Source organism: Flavobacterium sp. PL11 (assembly GCF_035985025.1).
In the GTDB taxonomy this organism is placed as follows: Bacteria; Bacteroidota; Bacteroidia; order Flavobacteriales; family Flavobacteriaceae; genus Flavobacterium.
Map to the genome: position 1 here is coordinate 1 of NZ_JAXCIA010000029.1, position 21,413 is coordinate 21,413.

Consider the following 21,413-nt stretch of genomic DNA (forward strand, 5'->3'; position numbering starts at 1 on the left):
ATTTAACCCCTAGCAAAACTCCTAATCCATCTAATTCCATACCCCAAAATTAGCTAAGTTTTTAATAATCCACTAATTTAAGCGAAGAACCAAAATGTATTTGTTTTACTAATTTATACGACACCTCCTTTATTGTTGATAGATAATAATGATATTAGTAACAATAGTGGTGTTAAATAAATTCTGCATGATCTATAATTGAACAATAAATGTAGAAAAGAATAAATCGTAAAGAATAAAAAATATTATTTTTTTACATCTACAGGCGGGAATTGTTCTAGAATTTTAGTTACAAACTCATTGATAACTTTTTCTTTTTCACTGCGATTGTTAGTCAAGTAACCAACACCTTCGCCTTGCCAAACTAATTCTTTTTTCTTAGCATCAATTAAATCGATGTAAAGTGTTCCTTCTGTTGATGAAGTTACAGAAGTATTTCTACCACCCCAAAAATAAGGATTCCATCCATAACCCCAACCATAACCATAACCAGCATTAAATTGGTTTACGTCTATTCGTTCTCTTTCTTTTGTAAAAATATTAATTAGTAAATCAGGATTTTCACTTTTTGTCATTCCTTTTTTGCTAAGTTCTGCATCAACAGCGTAAAGGATTCTTTTTTTATCCAATTCAGAAATTTCAATTTTATCAATTCCTTTTTTATGAAAAGCATAGGTTTTATACTGAGTAAAATCTACTTTATTGTCATAATCAGAATATACTTTTACGGAACTGCACGAGGCAAATACTAAAAGTAGAAATACGGGAAGGAGTTTTATTGCTTTCATAATGTATTTATTAAATTATTTATTTATTTTAAAAATTCTAATGAACTAATATTTATTATATTAAGGAGTGTGACTATTAAAAAAGGTTGCGTTACATTGAAATGTTAGTTTTAAAAATTTCTTCAAGGTCGCTATTTAAATATTGTTCAAATTTTAATTTCTTAAAAGTATTTGAAAAATCGTTTTATAATGTGCTTCTAATTAAGCAAAAACTATACCAAAAGAAACATCAATCTCTGTCCTAATCAGTTATATCAAGATAAGTAAAATGTATATTATATCGCTCGATAAAAGAATTATTTTACATTATTTTTTGTGCAGTCATATTATTTTAAAACTGAATTATTATGAAAATATTTAAATTTTCTTTAAGAAATCTTAAAGTATAATTTTAAGCAAATTTTTAGTTTTACTACTTTTAGTACATTGCTCCGGATAGTTATAAAAAAACATAAGCGAGCTGACTAAGAAAGTTAAATCCTATTTTTGAAAGATTCTGTTTTTTTGTCATATCCATAAGGACAATGACGGCATCCGTTTTTACAACAATATCCTCTATTTAAATGATGTTTTTCGGTAAAACATTTATACCCTTCGGGAGTATAATAAAAATCCTCACCTTCCATTCCTTTATTTTCCTTACTTTGGTCATTCATATTTTTACTATTGTGTATTTATTACATTCTGTAGGATCAAATCGCGAATTATATTTAATGCAATTTAAACTAATTGAATACTACAAACTTATAAATTTATACCTAATGTTCATTAAAGTTGCTAAATATTTAATACCAAAAGGATATAGTGGAATGACCGTATTTCCTTTTGTATTTGTAAAACATTCATTCGATAAAGATGACTTAGTTCTTATAAATCATGAAAAAATTCATTTGCGTCAGCAATTGGAACTTTTAATACTACCTTTTTTTATCTGGTACGGAATAGAATATATTTTTCGATTCTTTCAACATAAAAACACTTATTTAGCGTACAAGAATATTAGTTTTGAACGTGAAGCTTACGCTAATGAAATGAATTTAAGATATTTAGATAACAGGAAATTTTTTCTATTCTTGCGTTATTTAAATTGGTATAAGAAGTAATTTGCTATATTTAATCTGTAGAAGTTAAATTTATAACACAATAATGCAATACAATTGATTTATAGCAGCCCTAAGTTATTTATAAATTTTACCTTTGGCAAAAGAATTATTGTTTTGAATCAGAAAATTAATTTTGAATTACCAAAGGGTATTACATTACATATCAAGAGGGAAGATTTACTTCATCCTTTTGTTTCTGGAAATAAGTTTAGAAAATTGAAATACAATATGCTTGAAGCGAAGGCAGAGAAGCACAAAACAATATTGACTTTTGGTGGTGCTTTTTCAAATCATATTGCAGCAGTGGCTTATGCAGGTATGGAGCAAAATTTTAAAACTGTAGGTGTTATTCGTGGCGAGGAACTGATGAATAAAATTTCGGAAAATCCAACTTTGCAATTCGCACAAAGTTGTGGAATGCAATTTGAATTTGTGACCAGAGACCAATATCACTTAAAAGGAGATGTTGATTTTTTATCAAAATTAAAAAATAAATTTGGGGATTATTACCACATTCCAGAGGGAGGTTCAAATAAATTAGCTATTAAAGGATGTGAAGAAATCTTAAATGAAAACGATTCTGATTTTGATTATATATGTTGTTCTGTAGGAACTGGTGGAACTATATCAGGCATTATTAATAGTATTTTACCGCATCAGAAAGTTTTAGGATTTCCAGCTTTGAAAGGTGACTTTTTAAGCGATGAAATTTGTAATTTTGTGCAAAAGCTAAATTGGGAGTTGATAACAGATTATCATTTTGGCGGTTATGGAAAAGTAAATGAGGAGTTAATTTCATTTATTAATCAGTTTTATCTCGAAAATCAAATTCCTCTTGATCCTATTTATACTGGGAAGATGGTTTTTGGCGTTATGGATATGATTAAAAGCAATTACTTTCCAGCGAATTCGAAAATTTTATTAATTCATACTGGAGGTCTTCAAGGAATAAAAGGAATGAATATTAAATTAAAAAAGAAACAATTACCAACAATAGCAATCCATGTTTAAAAAAATCCTACTACTATTTATTGCAATTATTTTTATAGGTTGCAACGCTTCAAAAACAGCGGCGGTAACCAAAAATAATACTAAATCTAAGTCAGTTAGATCTCATAATAGTAACACAACTGCAAGTACAAGATCGAAACAATACTCGCCAGCAAATCACAATAAGAATAGAAATGAAAGCAAAGCTATCGTTTCCAATTCGAATTCGATGTCAACCAATGATATTGTTACAATGTATGTTTCTCAATTTAAATATATTGCTATTGGAAATATGCGAACTTATGGTATTCCAGCTAGTATTATTTTAGCACAAGGAATATTAGAATCGGGTGCAGGTAGAAGCAACTTGGCAGCTCGATCTAATAATCACTTTGGTATAAAATGTCATGTAGGATGGACCGGAGAAAGTGTAAGTCATGATGATGATTCCGCTCAGGAATGCTTTAGGAAATATAATAACCCATCTGAATCTTTCAAAGATCACTCTTTATTTTTAACAGGAAGAAGTAGATATGCTAAACTTTTTTCTCTTTCCAAAGGTGATTATAAAGCTTGGGCCAAAGGACTTAGGGAAGCGGGTTATGCTACCGATCCAAAATATCCTGATAAATTAATATCCTATATTGAACGTTATAATTTACATCAGTATGATGCTATGGCCTTAGATAAAAATTATACATACAATGAAAATGAGTCCACTAAAGAATTTAATGTAGAAACAGCCTCGGGCTACAGTAATTTAATTTCCTATGTTGTTCAAAAAGGAGATACATTATATTCGATATCTAAAAAATTTCAATTACAAGTTGATTATTTAAAACAAAAAAACAATCTTTCTGACAATACTTTATCTATAGGTCAAAAGCTTGTTGTACAATAATTCACAATTATAATTATTTAAAAATGTTATATAAAAGAAGTAGTCAGCTCTTTGCTGAAGCAGAAAAAGTCATTCCAGGAGGTGTAAATTCTCCAGTTAGAGCATTTAAAGCTGTGGGAGGAACACCGATTTTTGTCAAAAGCGCTAAAGGCGCTTATTTATATGATGAAGATGGAAATCGATTAATAGATTATATCAATTCATGGGGCCCAATGATTTTAGGACATGCATACGAACCAGTAGTTAATGCGGTAATCGAAAAAGCAAAACTCGGAACTTCATTTGGCATGCCCACAGAATTAGAAACTCAAATCGCCGCTTTGGCAGTTTCTATGGTGCCTAATATTGATAAAATTAGATTTGTTAACTCAGGAACTGAAGCTTGTATGAGTGCAGTGAGGCTAGCACGTGGCTTTACTAAAAAGGATAAAATCATTAAATTTGCAGGTTGTTATCATGGTCATTCTGATTCATTTTTAATTCAGGCAGGAAGTGGTGCAATCACTTTCGGATCTCCTAATAGTCCAGGCGTAACAGCAGGAACAGCTAAAGATACTTTATTAGCAACCTATAATGATTTAGATAATGTAACAACTTTAATTGAAGCAAATAAAAACGAAATTGCCTGTATAATTGTGGAACCGGTAGCAGGGAATATGGGTTGTATTCCACCTAAAGAAGGTTTTTTACAAGGTTTACGTCAGCTGTGTACTGATAATGATATTTTATTGATCTTCGATGAAGTAATGACTGGTTTTAGATTAGCTGCAGGTGGAGTACAAGAACTATTGGGCGTTAATGCAGATATAATTTGTTTTGGAAAAGTAATAGGAGGTGGTTTACCTGTGGGTGCTTTTGCAGCACGTGAAGAAATTATGAATTATTTAGCTCCTATTGGACCCGTTTATCAAGCGGGTACATTGTCTGGGAATCCTTTGGCTATGGCTGCAGGATTAACTATGTTGCAATCCCTAAATAATGATCGTTCGATTTTTAAAAGATTAGAAGAAAAAACAGCATATTTACATCAAGGAATAGAGAAAGTTTTAAAACAAAACAATGTTTTATTTACGATTAACAGAATAGGATCCATGATTTCAGTGCATTTTGATGAAAATCCAGTAGTCGATTTTAAATCGGCTGCGAGAGGCGATAATGAAAATTTCAAAAAATTCTTTCATGGATTATTAAATGAAGGTATTTATATTGCTCCTTCAGCTTATGAAAGCTGGTTTATAACTGATGCACTTTCGTATGATGACTTAGATTTTACCATTGCAGCAGTCGCTAAAGTGGCAAAAACACTGTAAAGTAATTGTTATAAAAAAAAGCTTCGGAAATTTTCCGAAGCTTTTTTTTAGTTATCCCTATTATTTTCCATTCTCTCTTTCATACGTGTTTCATTCCTTTCTCTCATTTTATCTTGGTTTGATTTCCAAGTTCCAAATTGCGCTGGGTTTAATATCGTCTTTATTTTATCTTCCATAATTTTTCTATCCTCTTGCATCTTATTTCTTGATGCTTCACGTCTTAGTTTTATTGCCTCCTTAGATAGATTTATTGTGTTCAACTGCTTTTCTCTATTGGCTTCTTGATCTGCAAAAAGTTTTTTTATTTGCTCTTGTTGTTGGATATCTAAGTTTAAATCAGCGGTCAATCTCTTTAATTGTCTCTCTTGTCGCTCTTCTATTGTTATTCGCTCCATATTTGCTCTCCTTGGCTTTTCATTTTGTTCCTGAGCATAATTGGTCATCCCTACAAATAGTAAAGTAGCAATAATTAATTTTTTCATTTTTTTAGTATTAAAGTTACAAGGATTAGACAAGTAATTGTACAATTAGTTTAATACTCTAAAAAACATTTTTTATTTGCTGTAAATTCTTTTTAGATTATTTACTACTTATTAAAGAAATAATCTAGTTTCGAGATAAATGGACTAAATATAGATTTTATGCATTTTTTTTGGTTAATGATAATTGTGGACTAATAAATGGTTTGTTTTAATGAACCATAAGGATTATTTAAATTAAATCAGCGTAAACAGTATTTTAAATAAATAATATCACTAAAAAATTCCATGTCATTTCTTACATTATTAAATCTGACATCATGTAATTTAAAAGCATTTTTATAATTAAATACTACTAAAAATATACTTAATCAAATAGTAATTAGTACTTCATTCAAGAAACTAAAAGCAACTTTTGAGTTTTTAAAAACTTCTCTAAACATGAGAATTTTACACGATTACAAATGTTTACTGCTCACAACACTGATTAATATATTTGCTCAAGAAAAGCTGACTTGTTTTATCTATAAGATAGGATTATTGTCTATAAATTATGATATTTACAGTTCAGTGGTATCAAAAGTATCCATTAATATTTCGATTATTTTAATGGCTGCATCACTTATTTTTGTACCCGGACCAAAAACAGCTACGGCACCCGCATCAAATAGGAATTGGTAATCTTGCGCAGGAATAACTCCACCTACAACAACCATTATATCTTCTCTACCATATTTTTTTAGCTCCTCAATTACCTGAGGAACCAGTGTTTTATGTCCAGCGGCAAGAGAGGAAACGCCAAGAATATGGACATCATTTTCTACAGCTTGTTTTGCTGCTTCAGCTGGCGTTTGAAAAAGTGGTCCTATGTCTACATCGAAACCCACATCAGCATATCCTGTCGCTACTACTTTGGCGCCGCGATCATGACCATCCTGTCCCATTTTTGCAATCATGATTCTAGGTCTGCGACCCTCCATTTTTGCAAAGTCATCAGCCATTTGTTTTGCTTTTTCAAAACTTTTGTCGTCTTTAATTTCTTTACTATACACGCCGCTAAAAGATTTTATTTGAGCTTTATATCTTCCAAAAACCGTTTCTAAAGCATCACTAATTTCTCCTAAAGTGGTTCTATTTCGTGCAGCTTCGACCGCTATTTCAAGTAAGTTTCCTTCACCAGTTTTAGCACAATGAATTAAAAGAGCTAAAGATTTTTGTACTTTACTAGAATCTCTTGTAGCTTTTATATGTTCTAATTGTTCTAATTGTTGTTTACGCACCATTTGGTTATCCACATCCAATATTTGCAATGGATCTTCTTTTTCCAAACGGTATTTATTTACCCCTACAATAATATCTTGTCCACTATCAATTCTAGCTTGTTTTCTGGCAGCTGCTTCTTCAATTCTAAGTTTGGGAATACCAGACTCAATGGCTTTAGTCATTCCACCAAGCTCTTCTACTTCTTCAATTAATTTCCACGCTTTTTCAACAATTTCATTGGTAAGACTTTCAACATAATAACTTCCCGCCCATGGATCAACAGTTTTTGTGATCTTTGTTTCTTCTTGTAGATATAATTGCGTATTTCTAGCAATTCTAGCTGAAAAATCTGTTGGCAGTGCAATTGCTTCGTCTAGCGCATTAGTGTGTAGAGATTGTGTTCCTCCAAAGGCGGCTGCGGCAGCTTCAATACATGTTCGCGCCACATTATTGAAAGGATCTTGCTCAGTTAAGCTCCAACCTGATGTTTGACAATGTGTTCGCAGTGCTAATGACTTCTCATCTTTTGGATTAAATTGCTTGACTAACTTAGCCCAAATCATTCTTCCAGCGCGCATTTTTGCAATTTCCATAAAATGGTTCATTCCTATAGCCCAGAAAAAGGAGAGTCTTGGAGCAAATTCATCAATTTTCATTCCAGTGCCTAATCCTGTTCTTATATATTCAAGGCCATCAGCAAGTGTATATGCTAATTCAATATCGGCTGTGGCTCCTGCTTCTTGCATGTGATAGCCAGAAATTGAAATAGAGTTAAATTTTGGCATGTTTTTACTGGTATATTCAAAAATATCAGCAATAATTTTCATCGATGGTGCTGGCGGATAAATATAAGTATTTCTCACCATAAATTCTTTTAGAATATCGTTTTGTATCGTTCCAGAAAGTAATTCAGGCAATACTCCTTGCTCTTCTGCAGCAACAATATAAAAAGCCATTATTGGTAAAACAGCTCCATTCATGGTCATAGAAACTGACATCTCATCAAGCGGAATTTGGTCAAATAAGACTTTCATATCTTCAACCGAGTCAATAGCAACGCCAGCTTTGCCCACATCACCTACAACTCTTTCATGATCTGAATCATAACCACGATGAGTGGGCAAATCAAATGCAATGGAGAGCCCTTTTTGACCAGCTGCTAAGTTTCTTCTATAAAATGCGTTACTTTCTTCAGCGGTTGAAAAACCAGCGTATTGACGTACAGTCCAAGGTCTACGTACATACATCGTAGTATAAGGTCCACGTAAATTTGGCGCAAAGCCAGCTCCAAAATCAAGATGAGTGAGTTGTTCAATATCTTGCTCTGAATAGGTTTGTTTTAGTTCAATATTTTCGGCGGTTAAAAAGCTTTGTTCGTTTAAAACAGGGCTAGCAGCTATTGACTGCTCTAATTTTATATGTTGAATATCTTTTCTCATTTCTTTGATGCCAAATTACGCTGTTGCTATTCTATTCTTTTAAAAATAAATATCGTTTATTCAAGATTTAATCGTTCTTGTTCTGTTTTTTCAGCCAAACGTTTTTCGATAATTGGTTTGATTAATGTCTTTCTTGGATTTTGTTTTACAAATGGAAATAACTCTAAATCATCTTTCATTCGATCCATTTTATTGGGATGTTTATTAGTTCCTAGTAAAATTTCATTTCCAGAATTAAACAAATTTTGCTCTAAATCAGCACTTTCTTGAATTTTTCTTTTAATAATTCCGTCATTTAGTTGTTTTAAAAACCCTCCATTAGCTTCAATATCTTTAAATAGATTTAATGATTTTTCCGCTAATTGCCTAGTTAGATTTTCTATATAATAACTACCATCAGCAGGATTATTAACTTTATCAAAATAACTTTCGTTTTTTAAAATCAACAACTGATTGCGTGCAATTCTATCCCCAAACTCGTTGTCTTTATGATATAAAGCATCATAGGGAAGGTTTGTAATTGCATTTGCCCCACCAATAATGGCACTCATACATTCAGTTGTTGTTCGTAACATGTTTATATTGTAATCATACAATGTTTTGTTTCTTTTGGTGGGGGAAACTATAATATTACAATCAAGATCGTGATTATATTCTTTGGCGACAAGTTTAAATAAAATTCTTAACGCACGTAGTTTTGCAATTTCGAAAAAATAATTAGTACCTACAGCTACTTCAAAAACAATAGGTTTTCTAATCAATTCTATTCTATTAAAATATTCATTAGCTTGGCTAATACTGTATGCAAGTTGTTGAACCATATTTGCTCCAGCGTTTTGATACAAATCCGTATTTACGCTGAGTAATGAAATTGAATTTATTTGTTTAGATATTAAATTGAGTGTTTCAAAATTATTTTTTTCTTTAGTTTTAAACCAGTTTCCATCCTTTGCTAATTGTCCTATTGGATCAAGATTACAATAAATAATGGTGTTGTTTCTAGCTGCAAAAGCATCAATTTTTTTGACGAAATCGATTGAAATAAAACTTAGATTGAAGTAGATGGTGACGTTTTCTAAGGGTATATTTTGTAATAACTTATTTATATCGATGGATTCATTTTCAATAGAAAATCTGAGGCTTTCTGCTCCGCGACTTAAACTGTCAATTGCACGTTCAATAGACTTTTCTACGTCAAAAACAAAAATATTTTGGCAAATTTTAAAATCTGTAGCCTTTGTATTTGCTGAATAAGTTTTAGAATTTTCATCATTATGATAAAAAGGTTTCACCTGAATGTCTTCTGGAGAATTCCAAACTAATGTTTCATTATAATCAGCTCCCTTGAGATCAAACTGAATTTTTTGTTTCCATTGTTTAGATGAAATAGGATCAAAATCATCGAAAAGAGTAGTAGCCATTTTATTTATGATTATTCGGGTTTAACTAATAATTTTTTAGTTAGTAGTTGTGTCTATTAGGTCGTCTTCAAATTCTATTATATAGATATCTTCACTGTCTTTTTTCATATAATACTTTTCACGGGCGTATTTTTCTATCTGCTCTAAGTTTTTTAGTTGCTTAATGTTCTTTTCATCCTTCTTTATTTCTTGCTGATAATAAGCCGCATTATCTTCTAAATCTTTTATTTGCATATCTAAAATACGATGATCAAAATAGGAATAATTATCTAAAAAAATCATCCATGTACAAAAAAATAAAAGAACCCACACATATTTATTAATTGCTAGTTTAAACCAAGGCTTATTTTTATATGGATTTTTCATTTTTATTATTTATGGTAAAACTATAGCAGGGTTCTTTATTTTAATGCGAATAAATTAGAGTTGCTTTGATTTGGTGCTGAATTGAATCTTATAATTAATCAAAAATAGTTTTCAATTTAGATAATTGTGAAAAACTTTAAACTAAATATCTAATAAGTGAAACTATAAAAAATTATAATATTTTTTGATTTATAACAGCTCTAATTACATCTATAGCTACTGTATTATACTTGTCATTAGGTATAATAATATCAGCAAAAGCTTTTGTGGGCTCAATAAATTGCTCGTGCATTGGTTTTAAAGTGGTTTGATATCTATTTATAACCTCGTTCATATCTCGACCTCGTTCTGCAATATCACGTTTCATACGTCGAATTAATCTTTCATCTGAATCAGCGTGAACAAAAATCTTTACATCAAATAATTCTCTTAATTCAGGGTTGGCTAATATTAAGATACCTTCAACGATCATCACTTTACGCGGATGAGTGAATACAGTATCATCAGTTCTGTTATGAGTTACAAATGAATATACGGGCTGATTGATATTATTTCCTTCTTTTAATTCCTTTAAATGCGAAACTAATAATTCAAAATCTATAGCACGGGGATGATCAAAATTAATTAATGATCTCTCGTCATAGGAGAGCCCAATATTTTCTTTGTAATAAGAATCTTGAGAAATAATTCCTACTTCTGTTTCCGGTAACTGATTCATGATTCTATGAACAACGGTTGTTTTTCCACTTCCCGTGCCACCTGCAATTCCAATAATGAGCATACAATTGTTGTTGTGTTAATATAAATACAAAAATAGGAATTTAATTAGAAGCGAATTTCTTTTTACTGGATAAATGTATATAATTAAGTGTGACGAATTATTTTAAAATTGCATTTGAAATTTATAATGCCAAAATTAATATTCCGTTTAATTTAGTAAATAAATTATGTAAAAGTATATTACAAAAAAAGAGAGAATTGTTTATTCTCTCTTTGTAATTACTTATTTTTTTTTGCTTTGATCATGTTTTCTAACTGATCCCATAACTCTTCAGGAATAGCTTCTAATAAATTAAATTGTCCCGCGCCTTTCAGCCATTCACCACCATCAATAACAACAACTTCACCATTTATATAAGCAGCGAAATCAGAAACTAAATAGGCGGCCAAGTTGGCTAATTCTTGATGATCGCCTACACGTTGTACAGGAACTTTTTTAGCCATGTCAAATTTTTCAGCTAGATCACCAGGTAATAATCGGTCCCAAGCCCCTTTTGTTGGGAATGGTCCTGGAGCAATAGCATTGGTACGAATGCCGTATTTAGCCCATTCAACGGCGAGACTACGGGTCATAGCAAGAACACCAGCTTTAGCAGTTGCACTAGGAACCACATAAGCAGAGCCAGTCCAAGCATAAGTCGTAACGATGTTTAAAACTGTAGATGATTTCTGTTTTGTGTCTATCCAATGTTTACCAAAAGCTAAAGTACAATTCTTAGTTCCTTTAAGAACTATGTCAATTACCGTGTCAAATGCATTTGCAGAAAGTCTTTCAGTTGGAGAAATAAAATTTCCTGCCGCATTATTGAGTAAAACATCAACTTTTCCGAAAGTCTTTAAAACTTCTTGAAGCATGTTTTCTACTTCTTGATAATGTCTTACATCACATTGAATAGGAAGACAAGTTCCACCAGTTTCAGCTTCTAGTTCTTTAGCTGTATTTTTTAATTTCTCTAAATCTCTCGAGCTTATAGCAACATGTGCACCTAATTCTAAGAAATATTTAGTCATTGCTTTTCCTAAGCCACTACCGCCGCCAGTCACAACAATTACTTTGCCTTTCAAGGCATCATCGCGCAGCATTTTATCCGTATAACTCATAATTTTTATATTTTGGTTCGTAAATATAATGAATTAAATAGTAGGCATGCATAACAAAAAAGTATTACCGGTGGTTTATATTTTTAATCTTTCTGGAAATAAAATAATAAAACATTAGATCTATTAATCCATTGCATCGTCAAAAATAGAATAACAAGACAACTATTTCTTTTTAAAGATTGCTTCAGCAGTACATAAATATATTTAAGTTGACTGACAATCTTGCTGTAGTGAAGTTACATTTTATGAATAATAAAAATAGTAGGACGTTTATGTAAGTCAATTGTTTGCTTTTTCCAAGCAGCAATTTTTTTAGTTTTAATAAATTCTGTTGGTAAAGTAATATCTGTTGCAATGCAAAGATGTGTTTCTGGATGCAATGTTGAAAGTAAATCTTCTAATAATTTATTATTTCTGTAGGGTGTTTCAATGAAAATTTGTGATTGATTTTTTTCAAATGAAAGTCTCTCTAATGTTTTAAAACTTACTTTTTTTTCGTCTTTTTCAATAGGAAGATATCCATGGAAAGTAAAGCTTTGCCCATTCATTCCTGAAGCCATCATGGCTAGTAAAATGGATGAAGGTCCAACCAAAGGAATGACTTGAATTCCTCTTTCATGGGCTAATTTCACAATAACAGCACCTGGATCTGCTACTCCAGGGCAACCTGCTTCACTCATTAATCCCATATTTATACCATTCAATAAAGGTTTAATAAATTCCAAATGCTCTTTTGATTCGGTATGTTTATTTAAAACAAAAAGTTTTAACTCGGATTGCTTTTTATCCGTGTTTACCTCTTTTATAGATTTGCGAGCAGTTTTTTCGTTTTCAACAATATAATAATCAATGAGATCTATACTTCTTTTAATCGTTTGTGGTAAAACATCCATTGGGTCACAATCCCCCATAGTTGTGGGGATTAAGTACAATTTTCCTAAAGTAGTATTAATTTTCATTCAAAATTTTTAAGTCAGTAAACAATTTACTATTGTCGAAAGTCGATTAGAATTACATTTTATGAAATAGCATTATCCAAAGTATTGGGTTAGTGTAAATAATCAAAATTAATTATGCTTTTCGATCAATTTTTTTGAAATTACATCAGATACTTTATCAAGCATATCATAAACGATTTCAAAGCCATTGGTCATACCAAAATAAGGATCAGGAACATCGACATTTTCATTTGGATACAAATTATTCAAAATCATGGCCACTTTATCTTTCTGATCTTGTGTGGTGGCTAATGCGATGACATTAGTATAATTAGAATTATCCATCACATAGATATAATCATACGAGTCAAAGTCATCTTTACTAAATTGTCGACCTCTTTGATTTGTAATATCTAAATTATATTTATTTGCAATAGCTATAGAGCGTTCGTCAGGTGAGTGTCCTATATGCCACGAGCCTGTTCCAGCTGAATCTACTTTAAATGTATCTTTTGGAAGTTTTGAAGCTAAAATTCCTTCGGCTAATGGAGAACGGCAAATATTTCCTAAGCAAACCATTAAAATTTTTACAGGCATGATCGTTTTATAACGTTAATTTTTTATGGATATCTTCAACAAATTTTTTGAATTGTTTGTCAGTTGCAACAAGATTATCAACCGTTTTGCAGGCGTGTAAAACAGTAGCATGATCGCGATCTCCTATTTGAGAACCAATATTTGCTAAAGATGCCTTGGTGAATTTTTTAGCAAAAAACATCGCTAATTGTCTGGCTTGTACTACGTGTCTTTTTCTAGTTTTTGATTGTAAAGTTTCTAAATCTAATTGAAAATAATCAGAAACAATTTTTTGAATAAAATCAATAGAAATCTCTCGTTTAACATTTTTGACAAACTTCTCGACAACATGCTTGGCAAGTTCAAGTGTTACCTCTTTTTTATTAAAGGATGATTGCGCTATTAGCGAAATTATAGCACCCTCTAATTCTCTAACATTGGATTTGATATTGTGAGCAACATACTCTATAATCTCTTCTGGGATTTCTACTCCATCTCTATATAATATATTTTTTACAATAGATACACGAGTTTCATAATCTGGCTGATGAATTTCTGCTGATAATCCCCATTTAAATCGTGATAATAAGCGCTGCTCAATATCTTGCATATCAACAGGCGCTTTGTCCGAAGTCAGAATTACTTGTTTCCCATTTTGATGTAAATAATTAAATATGTGAAAAAATACATCCTGAGTTCCTGATTTTCCTGATAGAAACTGAACATCATCAATAATTAAAACATCAATTAATTGATAAAAATGAATAAAATCATTTCTATTATTCCTCTTTACAGAATCAATATATTGTTGTGTAAAAATTTCAGCGGATATATATAAAACCGTTTTTTCAGGATATTTATCTTTAATCTCAACACCAATAGCATGAGCCAAATGAGTTTTTCCAAGCCCAACTCCGCCAAAAATCAACAAGGGATTAAACGAAGTTCCGCCAGGTTTATTAGCAACGGCCATTCCCGCAGAGCGTGCCAAGCGATTAGAATCACCTTCTAAAAAATTATCAAAACTATAATTTGCATTTAATTGCGATTCTATTTTTAAATTTCGAATTCCAGGAATTACAAAAGGATTTTTTAATTCAGGGTTCAAGTTTTTAAATGGAGCATCAACTTCCTGCGGTTTCATAGGAACACGATTAGCACTTGGCAATTGTTCCGTAAAAGGTTGTTTATTGCCATAAGTGTTTTCCATTCTAATTTTATAAAGTAACTTTGCATTTTTGCCAAGTTCTTTAGTTAATGCTACTTTTAATAATTTAACGTAATGCTCCTCTAACCATTCATAGAAAAATTTACTAGGAACTTGAATGTATAATGCATTGTCGGTAAGCTCAACTGATTTGATTGGTTCAAACCAAGTTTTATAGGCTTGATCTTGGATGTTGTCTTTAATAAAAGACAAACAGTTTTCCCATACTGATTCAGCAGTTTTATTCATAAATTCTATTTAATTGATTTTTTATTTGGTAGCCTTTATCTTACCAAAAAAAAGAAGTTTTGTTTGTTATTATTGGGGTAACAAATATGTGAACAATTTTCTATAAAAAAAAATATATAGAGTGATAATATGCCAAAATATTGTTGTAAGGAGGTTTCAGAAATATAAAATTTAATAAAATAATAAATGAAAGATCATCAAGTAGAAGTTAGAGTGCGTTATTCAGAAACCGATCAAATGGGAGTAGTTTATCACGGGAATTACATTCCTTATTTTGAAATAGGACGCGTGGAATGGCTTAGAAACAAAGGGATTTCGTATAAAATTATGGAGGAAAGTGGGATTGCTCTTCCTATAGTTTCAATGACTATAAATTATAAAAAACCAGCGCGATATGATGAGCTGCTAACTGTTTATACAAGCTTTAAAAGTCAGTCATCGGTAAAGATAGAATTTGATTGCACAATATACAATGAAGACAAAGAGTTATTAACAACTGCGACATTTATCTTGGTTTTTGTGTCCTTAAAAACGGGTAAACCTATTAGTCCGCCAGATTATATTTTAGAATTGTTTAAGGCAATGGAATGACATATTACGGTATGTTGCTTTTCATCGAAAATTACAGTCGTTTAACGGTAATTTCAAACATAGAATTAAAAATGTCGAAAATTATTTCGGCATTTTTTTTTCTACTTTTTATCTCAATTTTACCCATCGGTAATCCTGAAATTTCATTTATTTGCATTTCTTGATTTATAATTTCGATCTTTTTTTCCTTAATAACACGCATTATTTTATTCATGTCTTTATAATCAAATGATATTATAAAATTAATATCAATGGTTTTTTCAACAATAACAGCATTTTTAAGAACTAATTGAGCGGTGGTTTTATAAGCGGATATTAATCCACCAACCCCCAGTTTTACGCCGCCAAATATTCGAACCACTACAACAAGTATATTTGTAATGGCAAAAGATAAAATTTGACCGTATATAGGCATTCCAGCACTATTGCTTGGCTCTCCGTCATCATTTGCACGATAGGCGATAGTTTCTGTACCTATTTGATAGGCGTAACAAAAATGTCCTGCGTTGGGATACAGTTTTCGTAAGGTATCAATCAGTAGTTTCACTTCCTCTTCGGAAGTGATAGGGAAAGCATACCCAAAAAATTTACTTTTTTTTTCTTTGAATAATATTTCTGCAGGGGGATACTCAATTGTATTATAAGTGTCTTTAATTTCCAAAAAAGAGTATTTTTTAAAGTGTATTTTTCTCTAATAATTCTATGACATCCTCTTTGCCAACTTGTAAATTCCAAACTTTAAATCCTAAGGTTAGCGCCGCATCTGTGTTTTCTTTTTTGTCGTCAACAAATAAAGTTCGTTTTGGATCTAATTTATGATTACTAATCAAATGTTTGAAAATTTCTAAATCTGGCTTTCTCAAACCAATTTCAAAAGAAAAATAGACTTTTTCAAAACATTGGTAGAAATCACTGTAAAATGATATTCCATTTTTTTGTTCAAAATTGTCAATATGAATTGCATCTGTGTTTGATAGTAAGAATAAGCGATACTTAGTGGAAAGTAATTGCAGAAATTCTAATCTATACAGTGGGAAATCAAGTAAAACAGAATTCCACGCAGCCAGTATTTCTTCAATTGTAGCATTTGGAATATTTCTTTGTATGCCAGAAAGAAATTTTTCCCGAGAAATTTTTCCTGTTTCAAACTGGATATTCAATTCCCTTAAGTCAGTATTCCACTCTATAACATCAAGTTTTTTAAAGGCGTTTTCAGCTGCTTGTTTATCTAAATTGATAAAAATATCTCCAAAATCAAATATTATTGTATTAATCATAGTTTCTTGAAATTATAAGTTCATCTGTTTCAATTACAATTTTTTCAGTTTGATTTTTTTCTATAATTGGTGTTTTAATTCCTCGACTTAATTTTATGTCCCCAATAAAAATCCGTGACTCATCCCAGAGATTAGCATCAATAAAGGTTTGCAAGGTTTTTGCCCCGCCTTCAATAATAACAGATTGAATTTGATGGTTATAAAGTAACTCTACAATATGAATCGCTATATCTTTTTCGAAATTGATGTTTTCAAAGATAGTATTTTCTTTCTCGTCAGAAATTTTAGAATTAGAAAAGAGTATAGTTTTAACTTGATTATCAAGAATATGGCTATTTTTTGGAATTCGATTATTGGGATCTAAAACTACACGCAGCGGATTGTTACCTGTCCAATCTCTAACATCTAATTTGGGGTTATCATCTATAACCGTTTGTATTCCCACAAGAATAGCTTGTTCTTCACTACGCCATTTGTGAACCATTTGTCTCGAATAAGCATTTGTAATCCAAACTGGTTTTTGCTCTATTTTTTGCAAAGGTGCAATAAAACCATCTTGGCTTTCCGCCCATTTTAAGATAACATAGGGACGTTTTTTTTTGTGAAAAGTAAAAAAACGTTTATTTAATTCATGACAGTCTAATTCTAATATACCAACGGTCACCTTAATTCCAGCTTCTATTAATTTTTTAATGCCGTTACCAGCAACTTTAATATTAGGATCTACAGTGCCAATAATTACATTTGGAATATTATTTTGAATAATTAAATTGCAGCAAGGCGGTGTCTTTCCATAGTGACTACAAGGTTCCAGACTCACGTAAATAGTCGCCTTTTTTAATAAAGCTTTATCTTTTACAGAATTTATGGCATTTACCTCTGCATGTGCTTCACCCGCTTTTTTATGCCAGCCTTCTCCTATTATTTTTCCTTCATAAACAATTACGCTACCTACCAAAGGATTTGGATAGGTTGCACCAAGTCCATTCTTTGCTAACGCGATGCATCTGCGGATATATTTTTCATGTATTTTCACATTACAAAAGTAGTAATTTTTGAGTTTATGATTTTGTTTCCTGTCTTATCTGATTTACGATAAACAATTTCTATTTTTGCGATCGTAATTAGATTTTTATAAAAATGGAAAAATATAGTATTAGGAAAATTAATAAAGAGGATAATAAGGAAGTTGCGCAATTGATACGCGCAGTTTTTGATGAAATGGCTATTCCAAAAGTAGGTACTGCGTATGAAGATCCATGTTTAGATTTTATGTATGAAGAGTATAATAAACCTAGATCAGCTTATTATATTGTTGAGCATAACGGGACTGTAGTGGGTTGTGCGGGAATAGCACAATTAGAAAATGAAGCTAACATCGTTTGTGAATTGCAAAAAATGTATTTTTCGCCTCAAATCCGTGGTTTGGGAATTGGTAGTGAGATGATGTCGGTTTGTATGCAAACCGCAATAGCTTTGGGGTATCAGAGCTGTTATTTAGAAACAATGCCATTTATGCTTGATGCACAAAAATTATATAAAAAGTCAGGTTTCGAAAATATTTCTGCTCCTATGGGAAGCACTGGTCATGTAAGTTGTCCCGTGTGGATGCTGAAAACCTTGTAATTAGAGAGTAATTATTAAGCGATATTCAAATCATGTCTCTCATAAAAATACATCATGAAAATTAGAGAATACAGGTCTTATTTTATTCAAGAATTAACGCCAATTTTTGACGAGGGCGAAGCAGAAAGTTTTTTTTATTTAATACTAGAAGAAAAACAGCAACTTAAAAGAATTGATCTGGCTTTGCAACCAGATTTGGAATTGAATGAGAATGAAATAGTAATATGGAATTCATTTTTAGAGCAATTAAAACAAGAAATTCCAGTGCAGTATTTACTTGGCAAAACCAGCTTTTATGGATTAGATTTTGAGGTTAATTCTAATGTATTAATTCCTAGGCCAGAAACCGAAGAATTAGTCGAATGGATTATTCAAAATTCTAAAATTAGTGTTGAAGATAAAAAGATAAAAATACTTGATATTGGAACAGGAAGCGGATGTATCGCTATCTCTCTAGCCAAAAATATCAAAAATTCAAAAGTTTTTGCAATTGATATATCTCATAAAGCTTTGGCTACAGCCAAAAAAAATGCAGAAAATAACAAAGTAGAAATTACTTTTTTACAGGAAAACATTCTCGTAACAACAGATTTAAATCAAAATTTTGACATTATAGTTTCAAATCCTCCTTACGTTCGAAACCTCGAAAAGCAAGAAGTCAAGAAAAATGTTTTAGACAATGAACCACATTTGGCGCTTTTTGTAGAAGATAATGATGCATTGATTTTTTACAAAAAAATAACGGAACTTGCCAAGAAAAACCTAACTCCGAGCGGAGAATTATTTTTTGAAATTAATCAGTATTTAGGTCCAGAAATGATTGAAATGCTTGAAAAAATGAATTTTCATAATATAGAATTACGCAAAGATATTTATGGTAATGATAGAATGACACGAGGTACAAGGTAAAAGGTACGAGGTAGTAAAAGGTAAATATCATTATGTTAAGATTTTAGCGCTCCAACTTTGTTATTCTGACGAACGAAGAATCTTTGTTTGTAGCTCTCGTTTGTTAAGACTGCTTCGCCTGTTCGGGGTAAACCCTCGAGTCCTCCTCTGTTAGAATCAAAAAAACAATATCCTTTAATTATAATTCCTAACTTAATTACATTGACTGAAAGGTACAAGCCAAGGGGTGAAAAGTACGAAATACGAGTAACAAAATATAAGATCATAAATAGGACAAAGTAAAAGTTGCGATAAAACGGAGGCAAATACGACTTTAATAATTAAAAACTTTAAAATAGTTCTTATGATAAATAGGAAAACCAGAACCAAAAAGGGCACAATAATTTGTACGCTTTTTTTGCTCAAAGTTACCTCATTCTGGAAAGTACAATGCTTAAGAAAATCAGTTGATTAGGTGTGCGAGTTTAGTGAGTGTAAACTATCGTGCTACACAAAGAGTAAAATCGACTGCTGATGAAATCAATTTTTTTCGTAATTATTTTAGAAATTAATAAGGTTGGAACTTTAAAATCACAAATAAATATTCTTTTAAAAAAAGAAAATGAAATCTTAGCTATAAATTTTGCATCAATAAAAACAGCCAGAAGTAATCAAGAAAATAAAAAGTGATTTAGAAAAACCTTTATGTTCTAACATAATAACATAAAAACCTTTTTAACCTGGCACTTCGCACTTCGCACCTCGTACTATTCGTATCTCAAGGCCTCAATAGGATCTAAAACTGCCGCTTTTATTGCGGGATATAAACCAGAAGCAATAGCAACGATAAAACTAGTTATAAAAGCAGCCATAATTGCGCCCCACGGAATCACAAAAGCAAAATCCAATGCAGTTGCAATCCCAAAACCAATTAATATTCCAAATATAATTCCTACTAATCCACCAAGCTGACCAATAAGTAAAGTTTCTATAAAAAATTGAACTGCAATTGTAGTTTTTTTAGCACCTAACGCCTTTCTAACTCCAATTTCTCTCGTGCGCTCGGTTACCGATACAATCATGATATTCATCAAAGCAATAGAAGATCCAAGAACGGTAATAACACCAATAAGCCATGACGCAAGACCAAGATATTGTGTGATTCCTAAAATTCTATTTATTAAATCGTCACTGCGAACAACACCAAAGTTATTGTCTTTTATAGGACTTAATTTACGCACTCTTCTCATTGTACTATTAGCATTATCGAGCGCTTGTTCTAGAAATTCTTTTTTATCCACCATTACACTAACGGTATAATTAATGTTAGGTGCTGTAAATAAAGAGCGCGCAACCTGTATCGGAATCAAAACTCTTAAATCTTGATTATTGCCAAAAGTCGATCCTTTCTCTTTCAAAACACCTATAACTTTAAATTTAGCACCTCGAATAGAAATTACTTTGTCAATTGGGTTCATGTCTTTTAATAATCCTTTTTCAAAATCAGAGCCTACAACACATACATAACTATTGTTGTCTATATCAAATCCATTAAAATTTCTTCCTAAACTAGTTTCTAAACCAGAATTAGACATAAAATATTCATCAACACCCAGAATAGAATTTTCAGGATCAGTTTTAGTCGATTCATATTTTACTTCAGCAGCTGATGTAGCGGTAAAAGAAAGTGATGTTTCCGTAAAAGGATAGGAATACTTATCCTTAAAAGCAACAGCCTCAGGATAAGAAATAATTGGATTTATGATTTCCCGTTCGCTGCCACCACGATTTCTAGTCGTGTTTTCATATTGCTTAATATTAAAAGTATTCGCTCCCATAGAGGCGAAATCAGTAGAAATAGTATTTTCAAGCGCCGAAACAACGGTTAGAATACTCACTAAAGCTGTAATTCCTATTGCAATGATCATCACAGTAAGAACAGTACGCAGCAATTGCGTTCGAATAGAACCAAACGCAATCCGGATATTTTCTTTAAATAATTTTAACATCATACAAGTTTGACACGAAAATACAATTTTTGTTACAATTTTTTTCAAGCTAAAAGGTAATTTATTGAAATCTATTTCATTAGGAGCTATTTCCCGCTTTCCGTTATAATC

The 21,413-nt window shown here is 31.3% G+C and carries 23 protein-coding genes; 8 read left to right on the plus strand and 15 right to left on the minus strand.

What is annotated here, in order from left to right; translation table 11 throughout:
* Positions 1-245 precede the first annotated feature (245 nt).
* Positions 246-788 carry a DUF4136 domain-containing protein gene (locus tag RCH18_RS13340; RefSeq protein ID WP_326937260.1) on the minus strand — a complete coding sequence of 181 codons (543 nt, stop codon included), beginning with the start codon at positions 786-788 and terminating at the stop codon, positions 246-248.
* Between the two features lie 473 nt (positions 789-1,261).
* Positions 1,262-1,444 (minus strand): DUF5522 domain-containing protein, encoded by a 183-nt coding sequence (locus RCH18_RS13345; RefSeq protein ID WP_326937261.1) that lies wholly within the window; start codon positions 1,442-1,444, stop codon positions 1,262-1,264.
* A 105-nt stretch (positions 1,445-1,549) separates the two neighbouring features.
* Between RCH18_RS13345 and RCH18_RS13350 the strand changes: the two genes are divergently transcribed.
* The 4 genes from RCH18_RS13350 (at position 1,550) to hemL (ending at position 5,092) form a co-directional block, all read left to right on the plus strand.
* Positions 1,550-1,891 (plus strand): hypothetical protein, encoded by a 342-nt coding sequence (locus tag RCH18_RS13350; protein WP_326937262.1) that lies wholly within the window; start codon positions 1,550-1,552, stop codon positions 1,889-1,891.
* A 114-nt stretch (positions 1,892-2,005) separates the two neighbouring features.
* Entirely contained in the window at positions 2,006-2,902 is an 897-nt protein-coding gene (locus RCH18_RS13355; protein ID WP_326937263.1) for a 1-aminocyclopropane-1-carboxylate deaminase/D-cysteine desulfhydrase, read from the plus strand.
* Positions 2,895-3,782, plus strand: coding sequence for a glucosaminidase domain-containing protein (locus RCH18_RS13360; protein WP_326937264.1), 888 nt, complete (start codon positions 2,895-2,897; stop codon positions 3,780-3,782). The genes RCH18_RS13355 and RCH18_RS13360 overlap by 8 nt, the downstream gene beginning before the upstream one ends.
* Before the next feature lie 23 nt (positions 3,783-3,805).
* Complete coding sequence (gene hemL / locus RCH18_RS13365) at positions 3,806-5,092, plus strand: glutamate-1-semialdehyde 2,1-aminomutase (protein WP_326937265.1); 1,287 nt, start codon at positions 3,806-3,808, stop codon at positions 5,090-5,092.
* A gap of 47 nt (positions 5,093-5,139) precedes the next feature.
* Here the strand turns inward: hemL and RCH18_RS13370 are convergent, their stop codons facing one another.
* The 9 genes from RCH18_RS13370 to dnaA form a co-directional block, all read right to left on the minus strand.
* Positions 5,140-5,574, minus strand: a complete 435-nt coding sequence (locus RCH18_RS13370) for a hypothetical protein (RefSeq protein ID WP_326937266.1) — start codon at positions 5,572-5,574, stop codon at positions 5,140-5,142.
* 557 nt (positions 5,575-6,131) lie between these two features.
* The gene (gene scpA, locus RCH18_RS13375) at positions 6,132-8,273 is read right to left on the minus strand and encodes a methylmalonyl-CoA mutase (protein WP_326937267.1); all 2,142 of its coding nucleotides are present in this window, start codon (positions 8,271-8,273) and stop codon (positions 6,132-6,134) included.
* 56 nt (positions 8,274-8,329) lie between these two features.
* Entirely contained in the window at positions 8,330-9,694 is a 1,365-nt protein-coding gene (locus tag RCH18_RS13380) for a methylmalonyl-CoA mutase subunit beta (protein WP_326937268.1), read from the minus strand.
* Between the two features lie 36 nt (positions 9,695-9,730).
* Positions 9,731-10,060, minus strand: coding sequence for an FtsB family cell division protein (locus RCH18_RS13385; protein ID WP_326937269.1), 330 nt, complete (start codon positions 10,058-10,060; stop codon positions 9,731-9,733).
* Between the two features lie 172 nt (positions 10,061-10,232).
* Positions 10,233-10,841, minus strand: a complete 609-nt coding sequence (gene udk, locus RCH18_RS13390) for a uridine kinase (RefSeq protein WP_326937270.1) — start codon at positions 10,839-10,841, stop codon at positions 10,233-10,235.
* A gap of 218 nt (positions 10,842-11,059) precedes the next feature.
* On the minus strand, positions 11,060-11,941 hold the full coding sequence (locus tag RCH18_RS13395; RefSeq protein WP_326937271.1) for an SDR family oxidoreductase: 882 nt from the start codon (positions 11,939-11,941) through the stop codon (positions 11,060-11,062).
* Positions 11,942-12,177: 236 nt separating this feature from the next.
* Positions 12,178-12,900 carry an SAM-dependent methyltransferase gene (locus RCH18_RS13400; RefSeq protein ID WP_326937272.1) on the minus strand — a complete coding sequence of 241 codons (723 nt, stop codon included), beginning with the start codon at positions 12,898-12,900 and terminating at the stop codon, positions 12,178-12,180.
* Between the two features lie 108 nt (positions 12,901-13,008).
* Complete coding sequence (locus tag RCH18_RS13405) at positions 13,009-13,476, minus strand: low molecular weight protein-tyrosine-phosphatase (protein ID WP_326937273.1); 468 nt, start codon at positions 13,474-13,476, stop codon at positions 13,009-13,011.
* Positions 13,477-13,483: 7 nt separating this feature from the next.
* On the minus strand, positions 13,484-14,911 hold the full coding sequence (gene dnaA, locus RCH18_RS13410) for a chromosomal replication initiator protein DnaA (RefSeq protein ID WP_326937274.1): 1,428 nt from the start codon (positions 14,909-14,911) through the stop codon (positions 13,484-13,486).
* 186 nt (positions 14,912-15,097) lie between these two features.
* Between dnaA and RCH18_RS13415 the strand changes: the two genes are divergently transcribed.
* A complete protein-coding gene (locus RCH18_RS13415; RefSeq protein ID WP_326937275.1) occupies positions 15,098-15,502 on the plus strand; it encodes an acyl-CoA thioesterase in 405 nt (134 codons plus the stop codon).
* 31 nt (positions 15,503-15,533) lie between these two features.
* Here the strand turns inward: RCH18_RS13415 and RCH18_RS13420 are convergent, their stop codons facing one another.
* From RCH18_RS13420 to ribD, 3 genes are read right to left on the minus strand one after another with little or no spacing between them, the layout of a single operon-like run.
* Complete coding sequence (locus tag RCH18_RS13420; protein ID WP_326937276.1) at positions 15,534-16,163, minus strand: IMPACT family protein; 630 nt, start codon at positions 16,161-16,163, stop codon at positions 15,534-15,536.
* A 13-nt stretch (positions 16,164-16,176) separates the two neighbouring features.
* Positions 16,177-16,779 carry an HAD family hydrolase gene (locus tag RCH18_RS13425; RefSeq protein WP_326937277.1) on the minus strand — a complete coding sequence of 201 codons (603 nt, stop codon included), beginning with the start codon at positions 16,777-16,779 and terminating at the stop codon, positions 16,177-16,179.
* Entirely contained in the window at positions 16,772-17,815 is a 1,044-nt protein-coding gene (ribD, locus tag RCH18_RS13430; RefSeq protein ID WP_326937278.1) for a bifunctional diaminohydroxyphosphoribosylaminopyrimidine deaminase/5-amino-6-(5-phosphoribosylamino)uracil reductase RibD, read from the minus strand. The genes RCH18_RS13425 and ribD overlap by 8 nt, the downstream gene beginning before the upstream one ends.
* Before the next feature lie 104 nt (positions 17,816-17,919).
* On the opposite strand from ribD, the gene RCH18_RS13435 reads away from it, so the two are divergent.
* From RCH18_RS13435 to RCH18_RS13445, 3 genes are all read left to right on the plus strand, one after another.
* Positions 17,920-18,405 carry a GNAT family N-acetyltransferase gene (locus tag RCH18_RS13435; protein WP_326937279.1) on the plus strand — a complete coding sequence of 162 codons (486 nt, stop codon included), beginning with the start codon at positions 17,920-17,922 and terminating at the stop codon, positions 18,403-18,405.
* A gap of 54 nt (positions 18,406-18,459) precedes the next feature.
* Positions 18,460-19,314 carry a peptide chain release factor N(5)-glutamine methyltransferase gene (prmC, locus tag RCH18_RS13440; RefSeq protein WP_326937280.1) on the plus strand — a complete coding sequence of 285 codons (855 nt, stop codon included), beginning with the start codon at positions 18,460-18,462 and terminating at the stop codon, positions 19,312-19,314.
* A 513-nt stretch (positions 19,315-19,827) separates the two neighbouring features.
* Complete coding sequence (locus RCH18_RS13445) at positions 19,828-19,983, plus strand: hypothetical protein (protein WP_326937281.1); 156 nt, start codon at positions 19,828-19,830, stop codon at positions 19,981-19,983.
* A 77-nt stretch (positions 19,984-20,060) separates the two neighbouring features.
* Here RCH18_RS13445 and RCH18_RS13450 read toward each other — a convergent pair whose 3' ends face one another.
* The gene (locus tag RCH18_RS13450) at positions 20,061-21,305 is read right to left on the minus strand and encodes an ABC transporter permease (protein ID WP_326937282.1); all 1,245 of its coding nucleotides are present in this window, start codon (positions 21,303-21,305) and stop codon (positions 20,061-20,063) included.
* Between the last annotated feature and the right edge of the window lie 108 nt (positions 21,306-21,413).

What these genes read in the sequence shown, in the direction of transcription:
- RCH18_RS13340 (WP_326937260.1), bottom strand. Translation starts at nt 788, where the DNA reads ATGAAAGCAATAAAACTCCTTCCCGTATTTCTACTTTTAGTATTTGCC.
- RCH18_RS13345 (WP_326937261.1), bottom strand. Translation starts at nt 1,444, where the DNA reads ATGAATGACCAAAGTAAGGAAAATAAAGGAATGGAAGGTGAGGATTTT.
- RCH18_RS13350 (WP_326937262.1), top strand. Translation starts at nt 1,550, where the DNA reads ATGTTCATTAAAGTTGCTAAATATTTAATACCAAAAGGATATAGTGGA.
- RCH18_RS13360 (WP_326937264.1), top strand. Translation starts at nt 2,895, where the DNA reads ATGTTTAAAAAAATCCTACTACTATTTATTGCAATTATTTTTATAGGT.
- hemL (WP_326937265.1), top strand. Translation starts at nt 3,806, where the DNA reads ATGTTATATAAAAGAAGTAGTCAGCTCTTTGCTGAAGCAGAAAAAGTC.
- RCH18_RS13370 (WP_326937266.1), bottom strand. Translation starts at nt 5,574, where the DNA reads ATGAAAAAATTAATTATTGCTACTTTACTATTTGTAGGGATGACCAAT.
- scpA (WP_326937267.1), bottom strand. Translation starts at nt 8,273, where the DNA reads ATGAGAAAAGATATTCAACATATAAAATTAGAGCAGTCAATAGCTGCT.
- RCH18_RS13380 (WP_326937268.1), bottom strand. Translation starts at nt 9,694, where the DNA reads ATGGCTACTACTCTTTTCGATGATTTTGATCCTATTTCATCTAAACAA.
- RCH18_RS13385 (WP_326937269.1), bottom strand. Translation starts at nt 10,060, where the DNA reads ATGAAAAATCCATATAAAAATAAGCCTTGGTTTAAACTAGCAATTAAT.
- udk (WP_326937270.1), bottom strand. Translation starts at nt 10,841, where the DNA reads ATGCTCATTATTGGAATTGCAGGTGGCACGGGAAGTGGAAAAACAACC.
- RCH18_RS13395 (WP_326937271.1), bottom strand. Translation starts at nt 11,941, where the DNA reads ATGAGTTATACGGATAAAATGCTGCGCGATGATGCCTTGAAAGGCAAA.
- RCH18_RS13400 (WP_326937272.1), bottom strand. Translation starts at nt 12,900, where the DNA reads ATGAAAATTAATACTACTTTAGGAAAATTGTACTTAATCCCCACAACT.
- RCH18_RS13405 (WP_326937273.1), bottom strand. Translation starts at nt 13,476, where the DNA reads ATGCCTGTAAAAATTTTAATGGTTTGCTTAGGAAATATTTGCCGTTCT.
- dnaA (WP_326937274.1), bottom strand. Translation starts at nt 14,911, where the DNA reads ATGAATAAAACTGCTGAATCAGTATGGGAAAACTGTTTGTCTTTTATT.
- RCH18_RS13415 (WP_326937275.1), top strand. Translation starts at nt 15,098, where the DNA reads ATGAAAGATCATCAAGTAGAAGTTAGAGTGCGTTATTCAGAAACCGAT.
- RCH18_RS13425 (WP_326937277.1), bottom strand. Translation starts at nt 16,779, where the DNA reads ATGATTAATACAATAATATTTGATTTTGGAGATATTTTTATCAATTTA.
- RCH18_RS13435 (WP_326937279.1), top strand. Translation starts at nt 17,920, where the DNA reads ATGGAAAAATATAGTATTAGGAAAATTAATAAAGAGGATAATAAGGAA.
- prmC (WP_326937280.1), top strand. Translation starts at nt 18,460, where the DNA reads ATGAAAATTAGAGAATACAGGTCTTATTTTATTCAAGAATTAACGCCA.
- RCH18_RS13445 (WP_326937281.1), top strand. Translation starts at nt 19,828, where the DNA reads ATGAAATCAATTTTTTTCGTAATTATTTTAGAAATTAATAAGGTTGGA.
- RCH18_RS13450 (WP_326937282.1), bottom strand. Translation starts at nt 21,305, where the DNA reads ATGATGTTAAAATTATTTAAAGAAAATATCCGGATTGCGTTTGGTTCT.